This is a genomic window from Asticcacaulis excentricus CB 48 (assembly GCF_000175215.2).
Taxonomy (GTDB): Bacteria; Pseudomonadota; Alphaproteobacteria; order Caulobacterales; family Caulobacteraceae; genus Asticcacaulis; species Asticcacaulis excentricus.
On record NC_014816.1, the window covers coordinates 853,391 to 869,959 of the forward strand.

The following is a 16,569-nucleotide window of genomic DNA, read 5'->3' on the forward strand; positions in this document are numbered from 1 at the left end:
CCATAGGCTGCCACCCGTCCAGTCCGGCGGCGATGCATCTGTCGGCCTACTGGGCAACAATCGTGCGAATCTGACCCGTCGCGGGGACCCCATGCGAGTCCGGGCAGGGACCGCTTAGCGCGTCTTCCTGTGCCTGACGCGACGCTTTCGCGGCCTTTGCAGCCTTGATCACCCACTTGGCATCCTCGCCGTGTACGGCAATTTCAAGCGCGCCCGCCCGTTCGGCGGTCCGCAGGCTCTTTTCCACTTCACGGGCGATAGTGACCTCATCTTCCGCGCTCAGTTCTGCAACGTGCAGCCGGAAGACCGAAACCGCCGGCAACGGGGGGAGGGCCAGTGCGGGTGGCGTCGGAAGCGCGGGGGCCACAGTTGAGGGGAGCGCGGTTTGCGCTTCGGTGCGCACCGCCTGCACCCGCACGACCGGTACGTTAACCGCCGCCGCATCACGTTTGGGCTCAGATTTCACGGGTTCGCTTTTGGCGGCCACACCACGAGGGGCGCCCTCCTGCGTCGGTGCCGGTTGGCTGAGCGGGGTCGTTTCGGTGACGGGTGTGACCGCTGCGCTCGGCGTGGCCGCCGGCACAGCTTGTTTCTGGGTGACGGGCGCAGGTTTCGGCTGTTCCGGTGCCGCTGCGGCACCGAAATGCAAGAACGCCGCTGAAACGAGGGCCGCAACAAAGCCGATGATGATGTCAAACAGCGCCGACATGGTGAATGCGCGTCCAGAAAGTCCCCACCGGTCTGCCCCGGCCAGCCTTACGCCACTTTGAAATTGAGAGTTTGAGGTCGGCCAAAGCCTTTACCTCGTACCTTTAATCACCATAAATATGCCGCAAATTGTTGACGACTGCAACCAAAAGGTTCTGAGGTAAGGCTTACCACTAAACGCGCGGCTGACCCTCTTCGGTTCTGTCTGATTTGCTGGAAATTATGGCGATTGTTTGCCCTGTGGGTTATGGTAAAGATGCTGTCAGGGGCGTGCAGCGAAAATATCACAGATTGCAGAAATGGGGGCATGCATGCGCTTGCGCAAGCCAGGTTTGATCATGGCCGGGATGGCCCTTGGAGCCGTTGGGTGTCCTGCGGTGGCGCAGGCACAGATGACACCAACTCTGGTGGAGCCGGCGCGAATCGGCACGGTGCATGAGGTCTTGGGCGCGGCCCGCTATTTGGCGGCGCCTAAGGCCAACTGCCCCGAAGCCTCGCGGTCTTTCGAAAATGGCCCCTGTTTTGACGGCGTGGCGGCGACGCTTAAGGCCTCCGGACGGACTCAGGCACGGGTGCTGGGCGTGCGCAATGCGGCAGCCGCGGGGGAAGCCGTGCGCGGTGATTATGGCCGCGATTACAGCCTGTTCGACCTGACCCTGACGCCCGAAGGCCTTCGCTGGCACGAAGCCGACTTGCCGACCTCGGACGTTTTTGTGCCGCGCGACTGCTATGCCCTGCGTGGCGAAGGGGTGTTCTACACAATTGAAGCCCGTGGCGGGCAGACGGTGGCGCAGGAGCGCCAGACGGTGGTCTGCGGCGGCGGCCCGCGCCAGCCGAACGGCCCCTGGCGCGTCGATGGCCCATCGATCCCGGTGGACCCGCCCACGGCCGGTGCGCCAGTGCGCGCCAACCGTGAAGCCTGGCCCCGCACGGAAACCTTACGGGCCCAAGGTGACTGGCGCTATCTGGCACAGCCGGACCCGACCTGTGCCGAAAGCGATGTGGTGCGCAAAACCTACTGCGCGCAGACCGGTATCGCCTATCTGCGAGCCCATGCGGAGGAGAAGGAATTGGACCTGATCGCTTCGAAGTACGCGGTGCGCGCCGGCGATGTGCTGAAGGACGAGGCGGTTGAACAACTGGTGCTTAAGCGCGCTAGCAACGGGTTCAAGGCCGACAAGCGATGGTTCGAGCGCAGCAAGCTGACCATCCCGTCGGGGTGTTCGGCGACTGAGGCGGCCGTCTTCCGCGTTCACGACCGTGACGGCGCTCTTTTTGTTGCCGAAGAGGCCCTGAGCGACTGCGGTGCGCCGCTTGCCCCCAAGCCGCGCGACATTTTCGAAGCCTATGGCGAAGCCCGTCCGGTCGCCATAGCGCGCAGTTCTTGCCCGGACACGGCGCAGCTTCTGCCCGGCATCTGCTTCGAAGAGGTTATCGGCTATATGCGCGCCTTCGATCACAAGGCGCTCGACGTGGTGGTGCTGAAACGTCCGGTGCGCGACGGTGAGCGCGTCTGGCAGGATTACGACACGGCCAAGGTGCGCTTTGCCGACGGTAAATATTCCGCCGAGCGCAAGGGGCAGCAGGTGCTGGGCTACGTCAGTATGAGTCGCTGCGAAGACATGTCCGACCGCCCGGCCGAAGGGCGTGGCTACCGCATCGAATGGCGCGGTCGCTCGCTGATGGCCGTCCCCTATGAGTGGAAGGCCTGTCCCATCTATTAATCCCCGCCGCCGTCCCCGCCACCATCGCTGCTGCTCGACCAGTCGGAAGAGCCGCTGTCGCTACCCGAATCTTGTGCGCCCTTCCCCGAAGACGCAGCTGAGCTCGTGTCCGTCGCCGGGACAAAGCCGCCATCGGAGTCTGATCGCCGGGGCTTTGCCGGTGTCGCGGCGTATGCCGATGGCAACAGGGCCAGAGTGATCAACCCGCCAAACACCAGCCCGTTGGCCCCAATCAGGGCCAGGGTGCTGAGCTGGCTCGGTATGGGCAGAAGACCCGCGACCGCTGAGGCAAACAGGGCATAGACGGGCGTAACGACCAGCAGGGCCCGCCACAACCAGCCTTCGGGCTTACCAGCATCGCGCAAACGGGCGCGGGCGGCGAAGACCACCCCTGCCGCCATCAGCCCGGCCTGAACCCAGCCTAGCCACGGGGCGTCAATATCCATAAAACGGCGCGCGACATCCGGCGCGCTGACCAGAGCAACCAGAACAAACAAAAACAGGACAAAGGCAGGGCGACGCATGGGCAGGCTCTGAGCGGTGTTATCCCGCCTGTTCTAACACTGACTGTGGGCTTGTCGAATCCGAAAACGTGGAAGTGGCGTGGAACTCAGCCTTCAAGGACGTGCGGTTTCTGCGGTTGGAGGTAATAGTTCGGGCTCTTACCAAAACGGTTTTCACCCGTCTGACCGGGGGTAAACAGTATGATCAGACTGAAAATCACCCGGACGATGGTTATGATCGTCTGGATCAGGTCGGTATCGGTGTAGAGAGACAGGGGCTGACCCACGATTTCCATAGTCATCGTGATCAGCAACAGGGCAGTGTCAGCCCAGATGATCAGACCAATCCATGCTGTCAGGCCAATATCGTGCAGGCGTTTGGCTACAAGGCAAAACCAGACATAATTCAGGAAGATAACGAGGGCCACCCATATCATCTGCACCACGAGTGACACAGCGGTCTCAGCTTCTATCGCCCATGACATCAGGGCCATAAATACAAAGCTTATGGCAAATGAGATGATATTCACGGCTGCGGCGTTGGCAAAGTAAGGCAGGCGGTTCAGCCTCCCTTTGGGAGAGACGAAGTCCGAAAGACCTATCAATAGCCCGCTGCGTTTGGACATGTTTTATCCCCCCCTTGTTTAAAAGGGAGACAATCACAACCTGGGAGAGCTGTCAGACGCCTCTTACCGCCCTGCGTGACGCTCGCGCAGGATGTCCAGCACGGCCTCCAGCGTCGTGTCGCGCGCCATCAGCAGCACCGACAGGTGATAGAGCAGGTCGGCGGCTTCGTTGTGCAGTTCGTCGAGGTCGCCGCAACGCCCGGCCAGAGCGGTTTCAAGCCCTTCTTCGCCAACCTTCTGCGCGATCTTGGCGACGCCCTTCTGCATCAGGCGGGCGGTATAGCTGTCGGCCGGTGGGGCCTTGGCGCGGTCCTTCACTACGGCGGCCAGATGGCCCATAAAGCCGATGCCGGGAGCGGTGTCGTGCCCGAAGCACGAGGTGGTCTTGGTGTGACAGGTTGGACCCACGGGACGCGCCAGCACCAGCAGCGCGTCTTCGTCGCAATCGGTGGTGACGCTGACCAGATTGAGGAAGTCGCCCGAGGTTTCACCCTTGCGCCAGCGGCCGTTTTTGGAGCGCGAGAAGAAGGTCACCTGACGATCGGTCAGGGTCTCGGTCAGGGCGGCGCGGTCCATATAGCCCAGCATCAGCACCTGAAGCGTGTCAGCGTCCTGCACAATCGCGGGGATCAGGCCGTCGCCCTTGGTGAAATCGAGGGCGTCGATATCGGCCAGCGTCAGGGGGTTGGGCAGTGTGTGGGCTTCGGGCATTTAAATTTCCTCGTGAACAAAGTCTCTCGGCTATGCCTCGATGCTTTTTCACGTTTGATCAGATTGAGAACAAATCTCTTGGGGCGGCCCTGCGAGATTTTTTCGCTTAATTTCCGCCCAATCTGCAATTGGGGGGGCGCGAACTATAGTCTAACCGCGATTCCCGCCTTTTGCAGATCGCGCTTGAGCTCTGGGATATGGATGATCTTCTTGTGGAAGACGCTGGCCGCCAGAGCGCCCGACACGTCGGCCTGATCAAAGACCTCGGTAAAGTGTTCTGGTGCGCCGGCCCCGCCAGAGGCCACCAGCGGAATGTCGATCAGATCGCGCACCAGCTGCAACTGGCGAATGTCGTACCCCTTGCGCACGCCATCCTGATTCATGCAGTTGAGCACGATTTCGCCAGCCCCGCGCTCGGCCGCCTCGACCACCCAGTCGAGCGTGCGACGCCCGGCGGCGCGGATCTTGTCCGGATCGCCCGAATACTGATGGACGTAATAGTCGTTGTGCAAAGGGGGTTGCCCCTCTGTGTCCGAAAACCGGTTACCGCTTTTCGGGAGGGGCACTTCACGCGAATCCACCCCCACCACCACGCACTGCGACCCGGCCATTTCGGCTAGCTCATTGATCAGGTCCGGGCGCTCCAGTGCAGGCGAATTGATCGACACCTTATCGGCCCCGGAATTGAGGCACTTCACCGCCTGTTCGGCCGAACGGATGCCGCCCGCGACGCAGAAGGGGATGTCGAGCGCGCGGGCAATGTCGCGCACCCAGTTGTAATCGACCGTGCGCCCTTCGGCCGACGCAGTGATGTCGTACAGCACCAGCTCATCGGCGCCTTCGTCGCGGTAGCGCAACGCCATATCGACGGCGTCGCCCAGCACCTCGTGGCCAACAAACTGCACGCCCTTGACGACCTTGCCGTCCTTGACGTCGAGACAGGGGATAATACGTCTGGCTAACATGTGAGGGCTTTCCCAAAAGTGTGAAGCGGTTTTCGGCTAAAAAGCCCAACTAAAAAACTATCCCACGTTCAGCGCGGCTTTGAGATCAATCAGGCCCTCATAAATGGCCTTGCCCACAATGGCCCCGTGCACGCCCAGCGCCTTGAGATCATAAAGGTCTTCGACCGATCGCACGCCGCCCGACGCCTGAATGTCGAGGTCCGGGCGTTTTTGCCTCAGGGCGCGCATCAGGTCCATGTTCGGCCCCATCAGCATGCCGTCGCGTGACACGTCGGTAACGAGGATGCGCTGTGCCACGCCGACCGGATATTCGTCGAGCACCTTCCACAGCGAAATCCCCGACCCTTCTGTCCAGCCGTGCAGGGCGGCGTCAAAGTCACCGTCCTTGGTGGGTAAAACGTCCAGCGCCAGCGTGATACGCTCCTTGCCGAAGTCGCGCAGCCAGCCGCGCACCTCCTTGGGGTCTTTCACAGCGGCAGAGCCTACGACGACGGCGCAGACGCCCTGATCAAGCAGGGTTTGCACATGGGCGCGCGACCGCACACCGCCGCCAGTCTGGATTTTCGCGCGCGAGGCCTGCGCCAGCCGCCCGATCAGTTCGTGCTGCTGCGGCGAGCCGGCGCGCGCCCCGTCGAGATCGACAATATGAACCCATTCAGCAAGCTCTTCATTGAACAGGGTAAGGCGCTTGAACGGATCGGAGTCGTATCTGGTGACAGCATCAAACCGGCCCTGAGCGAGGCGGACACATTCACCGTTGATCAGGTCGATAGCGGGGTAGAGGATCATGCCGTAACTCCGGCGCAGCGTAAAAATGAAGAATTCCCACCACCGCATCTTAGGGCGGCGCCCTTCGTGCGGCGTTTTTTTCCTCGCCACCTTAGGGTGGCGAGGGGGACCATTTGCGCGGCAAATGGGGGTGGGGGCGGGGTGGATGTTGCAGTTGTCAAAGTGTCAGAAAGTTTTCGAGTATCTTCGCGCCGGCGGTCGAGGAGCGTTCGGGGTGGAACTGGCAGCCCCAGACATTGCCCTTGCGCACCATGGCCGCAAACGGCGCGCCATAGGTCGTTTGCGCCAGCGTATGGTCGGTGACCGGACAGACGAAGCTGTGCACGAAATAGGCGTAGTCGCCCGCGTTCAACCCTATCGTCAGCGGGTCCTCGCGCACGGCCTGCAGCTGGTTCCAGCCCATATGCGGCACGACCAAAGGTTTAGGCGCCTCCATTTTCGTCACGCGGCCGGGAATGAGGCCCAAACAGGTAACATCGCCCTCTTCGGAGCTGTCGAACAGCAGTTGCTGGCCGAGACAGACGCCCATTAGCGGCTGGGTCAGGCTGCGGATCGTGTCATAAAGCCCCAGTTCATGGATGCGGCCCATTACAAAGCCTGCCGCGCCCACACCCGGCAGCACCACGCGAGGGGCGGCCCTGATCTCCGACGCATCCGACGACAGCACGGCCTCAGCACCCAGACGCTCCAGCGCGAACAGCACCGAGGCGGTATTGGCGCAGCCCAGTTCAATAACGACTACCTGACTCATGCGAGCATTCCCTTGGTCGAGGGAAGGGCGTCGCCTTCGATGCGCGTGGCCATCCGCAGGGCACGCCCCAGCGCTTTGAAGCAGGCTTCGACCTTGTGGTGATCGTTTTCGCCTTCGACCTCGACATGGATCGACGCTCCCAGGGCTTCGGACAGTGAACGGAAGGCGTGACCAGTCATTTCGGTAGGATAGTCGCCGATGTGGCTGGCTTCGAACGCGCCATTGAACACGCAGAAAGCGCGGCCGGAAATGTCAATCGACACCTTCGCTTCGGTTTCATCCATCGGCAGGACAAAGCCGAAGCGCGCCATACCGACGCGGTCGCCCAACGCCTGTTTCAAAGCCTGCCCAAAGGCCAGCATACAGTCTTCGATTGTGTGATGGCCGTCGATTTCCAGATCGCCCTGACATGACAGTTGTAGCGAAAACCCACCGTGCGTCGCCACCTGATCCAGCATGTGATCGAAGAAGCCGATGCCGGTGTGAATCTTCACTGGCTTGGGCGTATCGAGATCGACAATGGCCGAAATCCGGGTTTCCTTGGTGTCGCGCAGCACTTCCCCGCGTCGCGCGGGGCGTCCGGCTTTGATGCTGACACCGAGCGCTGCCAGAATGCGGTCATTGTGCGCCTTGTCGCCCAGCGCCATGATCAGGCCCTCATAGGCGTTCTTGGCGGTGATGCCGAACTTTTTTAGTTGGGTCTGGCTGCGGATCAGGTCCTTTGGTTTGATAAACACGAAGGGGCCGTCATTGACGTGGAACTGCACCACGGCGGGCGCCTGCTCCAGTGCGTCGCGCAACCGCGCCTGTTCGCCGCGGATCAGGTCTATGCGCGCCTCGACGCTTAAGGCGCGCGACGGGGCCAGAGCGGCCTCGGCGGCGCGGATCGACGGCGTGGGCAGTGGGACCGGCTCGCAGAAGCGTGTCAGACCGTTCAGCGTCTTGGCCGAGGAGATCAGCGCTCCGACCCGCGCGCCCGAAAGTCCGTACAGGAAGGACAGGCTCTTGAGCACGACTACGTTTGATTCGGATTTGGTCAGTTCGATCAGGCTCTGGGCGTCGCAGACGTCGAAATAGCTCTCGTCAATCACCAGCAGGGCCGGAAAGATTTCAACGGCCAGCGTGCGCGCCGCGATCAGGTCCCAAGCCTTGCCGTCCGGCATGGCGGGGTTGTCGATGACGTACATGCCTGCGCCCTTAAGCGTCATCAGCGGCTTGGTCGCCTGTTTAAGGGTAAGGCCATAGGCGTCAGCGAGGCTTTGCAGATGGTACTGTCGCTCCGAATAGCAGGGCTCCGTGAAGACAGCCTCATATCCATTGACCTTCAGGCGGCGCATCAGGATTTCGGTAGCGTGCGATGCGCCACGCGTGACCATTAGCTGATAGGGTTCGATGCCATAGAGCTCAGCCATGCGCTCACGCAACGGCTCCAGCGAGGGCGGCGAGGCTTCGAGGCCAGAACCTTGGGCATTGAGGGCGGTGAAGGGCGATGCGAACATGAGTTAAACCTCCAGCCAGAAGTCAGCGGCCCTTCGCTCAATCAGCGAAGCTGTAGCGCATCTTGAAAAGCTGCCGGCGGTGCACGTCAGTATCATTTTAAACCTCTAACCGGAAATCTGCCGCCAGCGCGTGGGCCTCAAGGCCTTCCAGACGCGCCAGACGCGCCGCCGCGGGCGCAATATTCGCTGCGCCGTGTTTGGTGGCGCGTTGGACCACAAAGCTGGTCAGGAAGGAGCGTATGGTGATGCCGTCCCAGGCGCGTGCCGCGCCGTCGGTCGGCAGGACATGGCTGGGGCCGGCCGCATAGTCGCCGAAGGTCTCCGCGGCATAGGTCCCGGCGAATACCGTTCCGGCGGCGGTGAGTTGCGGGATCATGGCGTCTAGATCGGCCACCTGAAGCGCCAGGTGCTCGGGGCCGTAGTGGTTGGCAACCTCGGCTGCAGCCTCAAGGCTATCGACGACGAACAGGCGCGCCTGCTCCAGCGAGGCGCGGGCAATGGCGGCGCGAGGCAGGGTCGCCAGTTGCGTCTCAAGCTCAACACCAACGGCCGCGATTAGGGCGGCGTCCAGCGTCACCAGCACCACCTGCGCGTCGGCGTCGTGTTCGGCCTGCGACAGCAGGTCGGCAGCGATCAGCTTCGCGTTTGCCGAAGCGTCGGCAATAACCATCAGCTCCGACGGACCGGCGGGCATGTCAATCGCGATGCCGGAGACGCGCTCGGTGGCGTAGCGTTTGGCTTCAGCGACGTACTTGTTGCCCGGCCCAAACAGCTTGTCCGCCGCCGGGACGTCTGGCAACGCGCCCAGAGCCATAGCGGCGATGGCGTGTGCCCCGCCGACACGCCACACGGCCTCAAGACCGGCGGCGGCCCCGGCAGCGATCATCATGGGGTGCAGCGAGCCGTCTCTGGCCGGCGGTGTGACGCAAACACGGTTGGGCACGCCGGCGACCAGAGCGGGCACGGCGGTCATGATCAGGGTCGAAAACAGCGGCGCCGTGCCACCTGGGACATAGAGGCCGGCGGTCGAGATGGGGCGATAAAGGCGCTGAAGCGACAGACCTTGCGATGGTGCAATGATCGGTCCGGCGGACGGCAGCTCAGCCGTGTGGAAGGCGCGCACGTGTTCAACCGCCAGTTCCATGGCGTCGAGATCTTCGGCAGCCAGATTGGCGCGCGCCTCATCGACCAGAGCACGCGTCAGTTCGACGCGCACGGGAGCGTGACCGTCGAGGCGCGCCGCCCAGTCGCTGACGGCGGCAAAGCCTCGAGCTTCAACGTCGTCGAATATGGTTTTCACCGTTTCAAGCACGCGAGCGTCGCGCCGGTTTTCCGGACGCGAGAGGGCGGATTTACGTTCCGCCGCGCTGAGGTCTTTCCAGATAAAGGTCTTCATCGGGCCACTCGGTTGGAAAGATACCCCTCCGGCGCTGAACGCCACCTCCCCATTTCGCAGGCGTTGAGCGGTCGTTTCTCCTCCCTGCCGAAGGCGGGGAGGGACCATCAAGCGAAGCGCAGATGGGGGAGGGGTAACTTGACTTATTTCATCATCTTTTCGATAGGCAGAACGAGGATCGCCGAAGCGCCCGCCGCCTTGAGCTTGTCCAGCGTGTCCCAGAAGACATTTTCCTGACACACGGCGTGGACCGCCACCGTGTCTTCGCGCCCAGCCAGCGGCATAATGGTCGGGGCGTCGGCACCGGGGATAAGCTCAATAATCTCGTTCAGATGCTCACGCGGGGCATTGAGCATCACATATTTGGCCCCGTTTGACGCCGTGACGCCATCGAAACGCCGCAGCAGCATGTCATAAACGTGCGCCAGATCGGCGGGCGGCGCGTGCGGGGCCTTGATCAGCACGGCTTCGGAGGCCAACACCAGATCGACGGCTTTCATGCCATTGGCCTCTAGCGTGGCGCCGGTCGAGACGAGGTCGCAGATGGCGTGAGCGATCTTCATACGCGGGGCCACTTCGACCGCGCCGCGCATTTCGACGATGGTCGCGCTCACGCCTCGATCCTTCAGCCATTTGCCCAGAATATTCGGGTAGGAGGTGGCGATGCGCTTGCCTTCGAGGCTCAGCGGCCCCTCATAGCTGACGCTGTCCGGCACGGCGATCTTCAGCGTGCACTTGCCGAAGCCAAGGCGCATGACGATTCGCTCTTCGAGGTCATCTTCCGGGAAGTGCTCGGCCAGCACATTATATCCGACGATGCCGAGTTCCGCCACGCCGTCGGCGACAAAGGTCGGGATGTCGTCGTCGCGCACGCGCAGGAGGTCAATGGGCTGGTTTTCGATGCGATACAGCAGCTCATTGGCGCCCTTCATGACGCGCAGACCCGCGCCGGAAATCAGCTCCAGCGAACGGTCGGCCAGACGACCGGATTTCTGTACGGCGATACGCAGCCTGAGGGTTTCGGAAGGCATAGGACTTTAGTGACTTTCTTGTTTCAATCGGTCGATCACCAGCCGGTAACCCTTGTGCGGCATGTCGCGCAGGAAGCGCGCCACACGGGTGACGGTGGTGGTCGATGCCCCCGTCCGTTCCGAGATGTCCCGGTAGGAGAGGGCGTTTTCGTCCAGCAGACGCGCGACCTTGAAGCGTTCGGCAAAGGCCCGGATTTCCGACGGCGTACACAGGTCGTCGAGAAAGGCACGCACCTCTTCGGCTGTTTTGAGCGTCAGAAGGGCGCGGACCAGTTCGGCTTCGTCTGCGGCGAAGGATTGCGGGGTCTTGGCGGGCTTGTCAGTCATGTGTGTTACTGTGTTAGCGCGTTAATACAGAAGCCGGGGGATGATGGCAAGCCGGTCCTTGCGATTTTGTCGCATTATTTCGGGTAGTCCGGTCCTGCGTCTCTTGGCAATCAACTGGAACGGGATAAGCTGCGGTGTTCATATCCGAACGGGGGATCGAATGCACCGGATTCTTTTGCTGGCAGGATTTATCGCCGGGACCGCCTGTGCGGCACAGGCGCAGGACGCACCGCCTACAGAGCCTGTGGACTGGAAGGCGCGGCTGGAGGCCGATGTAACGGCCTTCCACGCCGCCATTATGGACAGCCACCCGGGGCCGGTCGATCCGCTCAACCCTGCCTTTCGCCCGCGTGCCGCGGCGGGGCTGAAACAGGCGCTGGAACGGGCGAAGACGGTGCATACGCCTGGCGGCTGGTGGTGGGCCCTGCGGGCCTATCAGGCTTCGTTCGATGACGGCCATGTGCAGCTTTATGGTATCGGCGATGGGGCCAAGCTCAACAGTACCTGGCCGGGATTTCTGACCGTATGGACCGGTGCAGATCAGGTCGTGACGGCGCGCCAAGAGGGCCGGACGGACACGCCACCTATGGGCGCGAAGCTGATTTCGTGCGACGGGACTAAGGCGGGCCTGCTGGCGGAACAGCGCGTCGGCGCGTTCCGCGGGCGCTGGTTTCTCGAATCGCAGCGCGTAACCTATGGCGATCTTCTGTTCGTCAATACCGACAACCCTTATCTGAAACCGCTCAAAACCTGCCGCTTTGCCACCGAAGCGGGCACGAAAACCTATCGGTTGACGTGGGCGCAGCTCAGTAATGAAGACCTTGGCAAATATCTTAAGTTGACCCGCCCGGCACGTGACTATCGTTTCGGTTTGCGCGAAACCGAGGGGACGTTGTGGCTGTCTACGCCCGGTTTTAATGGCAATACACAAAGCGACGATTACCGCGAACTGACCGCCCTGATCGTCGCGCTCAAGGCCGACCCGGCGCGGTTAAACAGGGTCGGTCGTGTTGTGCTGGACCTGCGCGGCAATGGCGGGGGCTCATCGCAATGGGGCTATGAGATTGCGCGTCAAATCTGGGGCGGCGAGTGGACGGCGGCCCATGAAGCCAGAGGCGCGGACGCCGTCGATTGGCGGCCATCCGAAGCCAATATAGCCACCATTGCCGCCTTCGTAGCCGATCAGAAGGCCAATAGCGGCAGCGTTGAGGCCATTCAGTGGGGCGAGCGCGCGCTGGCCGGGATGAAGGCGGCGCGCGATAAGGGCGAAGTTTACTGGCATGATGCGAATGAGGGCGAAGCGTCGCAAGGATCTGCCGGACCGCAAGCGCCCCTTTTCAAAGGTCGTGTCTTTGTCCTGACAGATACCTCTTGCGGGTCGGCTTGCCTCGATGCGGTGGATCTGTGGAAGGCGCTGGGCGCGGTGCAGGTCGGGCGCGAAACCTCTGCCGACACCCTCTATATGGAAGTCCGTGACCAGACCTTGCCCAGTGGGATGGCGGGCATTGGCGTGCCTATGAAGGTCTATCGTGGACGCCCGCGCGGCAATAATGAGCCGCAACGCCCTGCGCATGTCTTCGAGGGGGATATGAGCAACGACGCGGCCCTGCTCACATGGATCAAAGGGTTGTAAACGCTGCCCGCGCCGCCAGACCCAGACCTGACGCCACCGACGAGAAGCGGTCGCCGTAATTGATTCTGGCGGCGGGGAAGGCGGCCTGCATGGCGGCTTCAAAGCCCGGCATGGCGGTCGAGCCGCCGGTCATGAACAGGGTATGGATGGCGTCCGGCTTGAGGCCTGCCTTTTCCACACACAGCCCGGCGGTGGCCACCACCTTGGCCACTTCGCGCGCCGTCGCCGTGATCAGCGTCTCGCGCGTGACATCCGACACCCATCCGGCTTCGATATCGGCATAGTCGATGTGGGTGACCGCCTCAGAGGACAAAGCGATCTTGGCCGCTTCGATGCGGCTGGCGATGGCGTGACCCATGCGGTCGTCCAGCACCTTGATCAGGCGCTGCGTCAGGTCGCGGCGCTCGGCCAGATGGTGCAGTTCGCGCACGCTGTGCATGACCTTTTGCGTGTAGAGGAAGTTGATCAGGTGCCAGGTCGAAAGCTGATGATAGGTCAGGCCCGCCATGTCGAGCCCGCTTTTCAGTTTGGACTTCCAGCCCATATCGACCATGGCCGTGTCCATGCTGAGCAGGCGGTCGAAGTCGGTGCCGCCAATATGCACGCCGGTATTGGCCAGAATATCCGAGTGATCGGGTGATAGGCTAAGGACCGAAAAGTCCGACGTCCCGCCGCCGATATCAACCACCAGCACGGTTTCACGCGTGCTGAGGCGGCTGGCGTAATCGCGTGCGGCGGCCAGCGGTTCGTATTCGAAGCGGATGGTCTTAAAGCCCTGCGCCTCGGCAATGCCGCGCAGCTCGTTTTCGGCGCGCTGATCGGCCTCTGCATCGTCATCGACAAAGTGCACGGGACGGCCCAGTACCACGTCCTCAATGCGCTCGCCGGCGTGGCGTTCGGCGGCCTGTTTCACATGGGCGATGTAGAGGCCAATGATCTCACGGAAGTTTTTGCGCTTTGACCCGACCTGCGTGGTTTCCCCGATCAGATGGCTGCCCAGCACCGATTTCAGGGCACGCATGAGGCGGCCTTCATAGCCGTCGAGGTATTCGGCAATGGCCTTACGACCGAAGCTGACATGATCTTCCTCGGTATTGAAGAAGAGGGCCGAGGGCAGGGTGACGGAATTGCCTTCGACGGGCACCAGTTGCACCTGATCGCCGCGCCCGACGCTGACCGCCGAATTAGAGGTGCCGAAATCTATACCGCAATAGGGACGCAAGGACATGGGAGCTTCCACACACACAAATGGGCGGCGGTGTGTACACGGGATAAGTGGCGAAGGCCAGAGCGCAATCCGACAAAGCACCACGAAAGCGTTTTGGCGCTTTTCGAAAAAATTGCTCTACTGAACAAAAACTTAGAGCCATTCGGGACTTAGAGCCTCATGCCGAAAAGTGGACACCACTTTTCGGAAAAAGCATGAGGCTTTAGAAATATAACTAGAGCCATTCGGCGGCTCAACTTAGCCGACGAATGCGCGCGTTGCATACACCCTTGCGAAGTTATCTCGAGATCGGAGGTCAGATCGTCAGCCTCGCGGCCCCAAACGCCGCCGGGTCGGACAGCGACGGCTTGCCGTCTTCGACATGACCAGCGCAGCGGATCGTCACGCCGCCAAATTGCACGCTGATGTCGAACCAGCCATGCGTCTTTGTCGTGTCAATGCCGAAGGTGTGAGCGGCATTGATCGGGTCGCTGTGCAGATGCAGATCCTGTGCAACACCGCCATAGGCATTGTCTGTGAGGCGGTAATCGAAGGAGGCGCGTCCCGTCTCATCCAGACCGTAATAGGCTCCCTTCGGCAGAACCCCCAGACCAAAGACCGCTGGCAGGTCGGCAAACGCACCGGTCAGGCGCTGGTGAAATCCGTTGGGACCGAGGATAAACAGGTCAAAGGATTGACCGCCGGTTCCGGTAAGCGTGTACTCAGCCTTCCCTTCATTGTCTTTGACGGTGTAGCGATAGGGCGCCGCCTCTGGCTTCAAGCGGTCATAGACGTGAAAAACCGCAGCCTTCGCGTCCGGATCGACAAAGAAGATGACCTTAACGTGAATGGTGCTGACTTCCACCCCTGTCTCAAAGCGATAAGGCGTCGCGCGGCGGGGGCGCAGGCCCTGTTCCTGCACCGGAGCGGTGAGGGCGTCGGGCGTTTTGGGCGTCGTCTTGCCGCTTAAGCGTCGCGCCTGTTCGGCGCGGTCGGCGGTTTTGGGCAGGTGCGCAAAGAAGGGCTGATCGTTCGGTGTCTTGAAATCAAAGCACGAGGTCAGGTCGCCACACACGGCGCGCCGCCACGGTGAGATATTGGGCTCGTGCACGCCAAAGCGCGTTTCCAGAAAACGGATGACCGAGGTGTGGTCGAACACCTCAGAGGCCACATAGCCGCCCTTTGACCACGGCGAAATGACGTACATCGGCACGCGCGGGCCCAGGCCATAGGGGCGGTTTTTCAGCGCGTCGTCACCCTGATGATATTCGCGCTCCGCCCCTTCTGCATAGCCCAGCGGCTGTCCATTGGCGTCCAGCGACGGCGGGGCGGGCGGCGGCACATGGTCGAAATAGCCGTCATTCTCATCGAAATTGATCAAAAGGACGGTCTTGGCCCACACCTTCGGATTGGCGGTCAGGGCTTCGAGCACCTTAGCCGTATAGTCGGCCCCTTGCGCCGGCGAAGAGGTCGAGGGGTGTTCGGAGCCTTCGGCCGTACCGATGATCCACGACACCTGCGGCAGCTTGCCGGCCAGTACGTCTTCTTTCAGCTTATCGAGGTCGCGCGTGCGGATCGAGCGTTCGGCGAGGTCTGCGAGTTTGCCCGACGTGGCCTTATCGGCGGCGCGATAGGTCTTAAAGCCAACCAGCGGGTTGTCGGTGAAGTTGTCCTTCATGTTCTGATAGAGGCGCCAGTCGATGCCCGCCGCACTCAGACGCTCCGGATAGGTGGTCCAGTCATAGCCGCCGTGGCCCTTAGGATCGGCGTGCAGTTCGTCATAATCATTGGCGATGACCGGGCCATTGGGGCCGACATTGGTGCCCGTCCAGTGGACCACGCGGTTGGGATTGGTGCCCGAATGCATGGCGCAGAAATAGGCGTCGCACAGGGTGAAGGCTTCGGCGAGAGCGTACTGAAACGGTAGATCGGCGCGTTCAAAATGCGCCATGGCGTGATTGTGCTTAGATTTGGGCCACTGGCTCAGGCGCCCTTCGTCCCAGGCGGCCTGCGCGTCCTTGAAGCTGTGCGGCGTGCCTTCGAGGCGTATCAGGCGGAAATCCTGGGTGGTGTTGAGCGCAAATGGCGCGATCAGCCGGGTGGGGTCGTCCTCACGCTGCTGGGCAAAGACGGTTCGGTTTTGGTGGGCAGGCGTCGCCGGGGCCGGGATGACAAAGCGGTCGCCAAAGCCCTGCACGCCGTTCATCGTGCCGAAATAGTGGTCGAAACTGCGGTTTTCCTGCATCAGGATGACGACGTGTTCAACGTCTTTGATCGTGCCGGTACGAGTGTGGGCGGGGATGTCCAGGGCGCGCGCAATGGTCGGGGGCAGGCTGCCTAAAGACGCCGCCAGAGTGCTGCTGAGGGTGGCGCGAAGAAAGGTGCGGCGGCTGGTCATGGGGCGGCTCCGAAGGGTAAGCCTACCCCATAACGCGCGCGGGTGACAGTTTTGTATACCTCGTTTCTCCTCCGTGCGGCTTTGCCGCTACGAGGTAAGGCGTAAAAGCGAAAAGGGGACCATCGCCTTATCTGAGTGACGCTCTGAACGAAAAACATGACGCAATTGCGAACGTGATCACAGTTGCCGGTTGACAGAAATCCAATCCCGTATTCTGTTAACTTATCGTCACACTTGGAAGGGGCCAGAGGGACGGCGTCTTCCGTGAGGTTTGCACCACCACCGCCGTCACCCGCTGACG

The 16,569-nt window shown here is 61.8% G+C and carries 15 protein-coding genes; 2 read left to right on the top strand and 13 right to left on the bottom strand.

What is annotated here, in order from left to right; translation table 11 throughout:
• Nucleotides 1-46: 46 nt before the first annotated feature.
• Nucleotides 47-709, bottom strand: a complete 663-nt coding sequence (locus tag ASTEX_RS03995; protein WP_013478326.1) for a hypothetical protein — start codon at nucleotides 707-709, stop codon at nucleotides 47-49.
• Nucleotides 710-1,019: 310 nt separating this feature from the next.
• Between ASTEX_RS03995 and ASTEX_RS04000 the strand changes: the two genes are divergently transcribed.
• Nucleotides 1,020-2,432: a hypothetical protein gene (locus ASTEX_RS04000; RefSeq protein WP_049781596.1), complete on the top strand. Its 1,413-nt coding sequence runs from the start codon at nucleotides 1,020-1,022 to the stop codon at nucleotides 2,430-2,432.
• Here ASTEX_RS04000 and ASTEX_RS04005 read toward each other — a convergent pair.
• The 10 genes from ASTEX_RS04005 to ASTEX_RS04050 form a co-directional block, all read right to left on the bottom strand.
• On the bottom strand, nucleotides 2,429-2,956 hold the full coding sequence (locus ASTEX_RS04005) for a hypothetical protein (RefSeq protein ID WP_013478328.1): 528 nt from the start codon (nucleotides 2,954-2,956) through the stop codon (nucleotides 2,429-2,431). The genes ASTEX_RS04000 and ASTEX_RS04005 overlap by 4 nt on opposite strands.
• 86 nt (nucleotides 2,957-3,042) lie before the next feature.
• Nucleotides 3,043-3,561: a DUF805 domain-containing protein gene (locus tag ASTEX_RS04010; RefSeq protein ID WP_013478329.1), complete on the bottom strand. Its 519-nt coding sequence runs from the start codon at nucleotides 3,559-3,561 to the stop codon at nucleotides 3,043-3,045.
• Nucleotides 3,562-3,624: 63 nt separating this feature from the next.
• The gene (gene hisIE / locus ASTEX_RS04015) at nucleotides 3,625-4,272 is read right to left on the bottom strand and encodes a bifunctional phosphoribosyl-AMP cyclohydrolase/phosphoribosyl-ATP diphosphatase HisIE (RefSeq protein WP_013478330.1); all 648 of its coding nucleotides are present in this window, start codon (nucleotides 4,270-4,272) and stop codon (nucleotides 3,625-3,627) included.
• A 143-nt stretch (nucleotides 4,273-4,415) separates the two neighbouring features.
• Nucleotides 4,416-5,237, bottom strand: coding sequence for an imidazole glycerol phosphate synthase subunit HisF (gene hisF, locus ASTEX_RS04020; protein ID WP_013478331.1), 822 nt, complete (start codon nucleotides 5,235-5,237; stop codon nucleotides 4,416-4,418).
• 57 nt (nucleotides 5,238-5,294) lie between these two features.
• Nucleotides 5,295-6,026 carry a 1-(5-phosphoribosyl)-5-[(5-phosphoribosylamino)methylideneamino]imidazole-4-carboxamide isomerase gene (hisA, locus tag ASTEX_RS04025; protein WP_013478332.1) on the bottom strand — a complete coding sequence of 244 codons (732 nt, stop codon included), beginning with the start codon at nucleotides 6,024-6,026 and terminating at the stop codon, nucleotides 5,295-5,297.
• Between the two features lie 157 nt (nucleotides 6,027-6,183).
• Nucleotides 6,184-6,777: an imidazole glycerol phosphate synthase subunit HisH gene (gene hisH, locus ASTEX_RS04030; protein ID WP_013478333.1), complete on the bottom strand. Its 594-nt coding sequence runs from the start codon at nucleotides 6,775-6,777 to the stop codon at nucleotides 6,184-6,186.
• Nucleotides 6,774-8,276: an imidazoleglycerol-phosphate dehydratase HisB gene (gene hisB / locus ASTEX_RS04035; protein ID WP_013478334.1), complete on the bottom strand. Its 1,503-nt coding sequence runs from the start codon at nucleotides 8,274-8,276 to the stop codon at nucleotides 6,774-6,776. The genes hisH and hisB overlap by 4 nt, the downstream gene beginning before the upstream one ends.
• 97 nt (nucleotides 8,277-8,373) lie before the next feature.
• Entirely contained in the window at nucleotides 8,374-9,672 is a 1,299-nt protein-coding gene (gene hisD, locus ASTEX_RS04040; RefSeq protein ID WP_013478335.1) for a histidinol dehydrogenase, read from the bottom strand.
• 143 nt (nucleotides 9,673-9,815) lie between these two features.
• On the bottom strand, nucleotides 9,816-10,703 hold the full coding sequence (hisG, locus tag ASTEX_RS04045; protein WP_013478336.1) for an ATP phosphoribosyltransferase: 888 nt from the start codon (nucleotides 10,701-10,703) through the stop codon (nucleotides 9,816-9,818).
• Between the two features lie 6 nt (nucleotides 10,704-10,709).
• Nucleotides 10,710-11,030 (bottom strand): YerC/YecD family TrpR-related protein, encoded by a 321-nt coding sequence (locus ASTEX_RS04050; RefSeq protein ID WP_013478337.1) that lies wholly within the window; start codon nucleotides 11,028-11,030, stop codon nucleotides 10,710-10,712.
• Nucleotides 11,031-11,190: 160 nt separating this feature from the next.
• Between ASTEX_RS04050 and ASTEX_RS04055 the strand changes: the two genes are divergently transcribed.
• Nucleotides 11,191-12,663, top strand: coding sequence for a S41 family peptidase (locus ASTEX_RS04055; RefSeq protein ID WP_013478338.1), 1,473 nt, complete (start codon nucleotides 11,191-11,193; stop codon nucleotides 12,661-12,663).
• Here ASTEX_RS04055 and ASTEX_RS04060 read toward each other — a convergent pair.
• Together ASTEX_RS04060 and ASTEX_RS04065 are read right to left on the bottom strand one after the other, a co-directional pair.
• Nucleotides 12,650-13,891, bottom strand: a complete 1,242-nt coding sequence (locus ASTEX_RS04060; RefSeq protein ID WP_013478339.1) for an Hsp70 family protein — start codon at nucleotides 13,889-13,891, stop codon at nucleotides 12,650-12,652. The genes ASTEX_RS04055 and ASTEX_RS04060 overlap by 14 nt on opposite strands.
• Nucleotides 13,892-14,186: 295 nt before the next feature.
• On the bottom strand, nucleotides 14,187-16,268 hold the full coding sequence (locus ASTEX_RS04065; RefSeq protein WP_013478340.1) for a phosphocholine-specific phospholipase C: 2,082 nt from the start codon (nucleotides 16,266-16,268) through the stop codon (nucleotides 14,187-14,189).
• Nucleotides 16,269-16,569: the final 301 nt, after the last annotated feature.

Bases quoted from the DNA above. Each gene is read 5' to 3' on its own strand.
- ASTEX_RS03995 (WP_013478326.1), bottom strand. From the start codon at position 709: ATGTCGGCGCTGTTTGACATCATCATCGGCTTTGTTGCGGCCCTCGTT.
- ASTEX_RS04000 (WP_049781596.1), top strand. From the start codon at position 1,020: ATGCGCTTGCGCAAGCCAGGTTTGATCATGGCCGGGATGGCCCTTGGA.
- ASTEX_RS04005 (WP_013478328.1), bottom strand. From the start codon at position 2,956: ATGCGTCGCCCTGCCTTTGTCCTGTTTTTGTTTGTTCTGGTTGCTCTG.
- ASTEX_RS04010 (WP_013478329.1), bottom strand. From the start codon at position 3,561: ATGTCCAAACGCAGCGGGCTATTGATAGGTCTTTCGGACTTCGTCTCT.
- hisIE (WP_013478330.1), bottom strand. From the start codon at position 4,272: ATGCCCGAAGCCCACACACTGCCCAACCCCCTGACGCTGGCCGATATC.
- hisF (WP_013478331.1), bottom strand. From the start codon at position 5,237: ATGTTAGCCAGACGTATTATCCCCTGTCTCGACGTCAAGGACGGCAAG.
- hisA (WP_013478332.1), bottom strand. From the start codon at position 6,026: ATGATCCTCTACCCCGCTATCGACCTGATCAACGGTGAATGTGTCCGC.
- hisH (WP_013478333.1), bottom strand. From the start codon at position 6,777: ATGAGTCAGGTAGTCGTTATTGAACTGGGCTGCGCCAATACCGCCTCG.
- hisB (WP_013478334.1), bottom strand. From the start codon at position 8,276: ATGTTCGCATCGCCCTTCACCGCCCTCAATGCCCAAGGTTCTGGCCTC.
- hisD (WP_013478335.1), bottom strand. From the start codon at position 9,672: ATGAAGACCTTTATCTGGAAAGACCTCAGCGCGGCGGAACGTAAATCC.
- hisG (WP_013478336.1), bottom strand. From the start codon at position 10,703: ATGCCTTCCGAAACCCTCAGGCTGCGTATCGCCGTACAGAAATCCGGT.
- ASTEX_RS04050 (WP_013478337.1), bottom strand. From the start codon at position 11,030: ATGACTGACAAGCCCGCCAAGACCCCGCAATCCTTCGCCGCAGACGAA.
- ASTEX_RS04055 (WP_013478338.1), top strand. From the start codon at position 11,191: ATGCACCGGATTCTTTTGCTGGCAGGATTTATCGCCGGGACCGCCTGT.
- ASTEX_RS04060 (WP_013478339.1), bottom strand. From the start codon at position 13,891: ATGTCCTTGCGTCCCTATTGCGGTATAGATTTCGGCACCTCTAATTCG.
- ASTEX_RS04065 (WP_013478340.1), bottom strand. From the start codon at position 16,268: ATGACCAGCCGCCGCACCTTTCTTCGCGCCACCCTCAGCAGCACTCTG.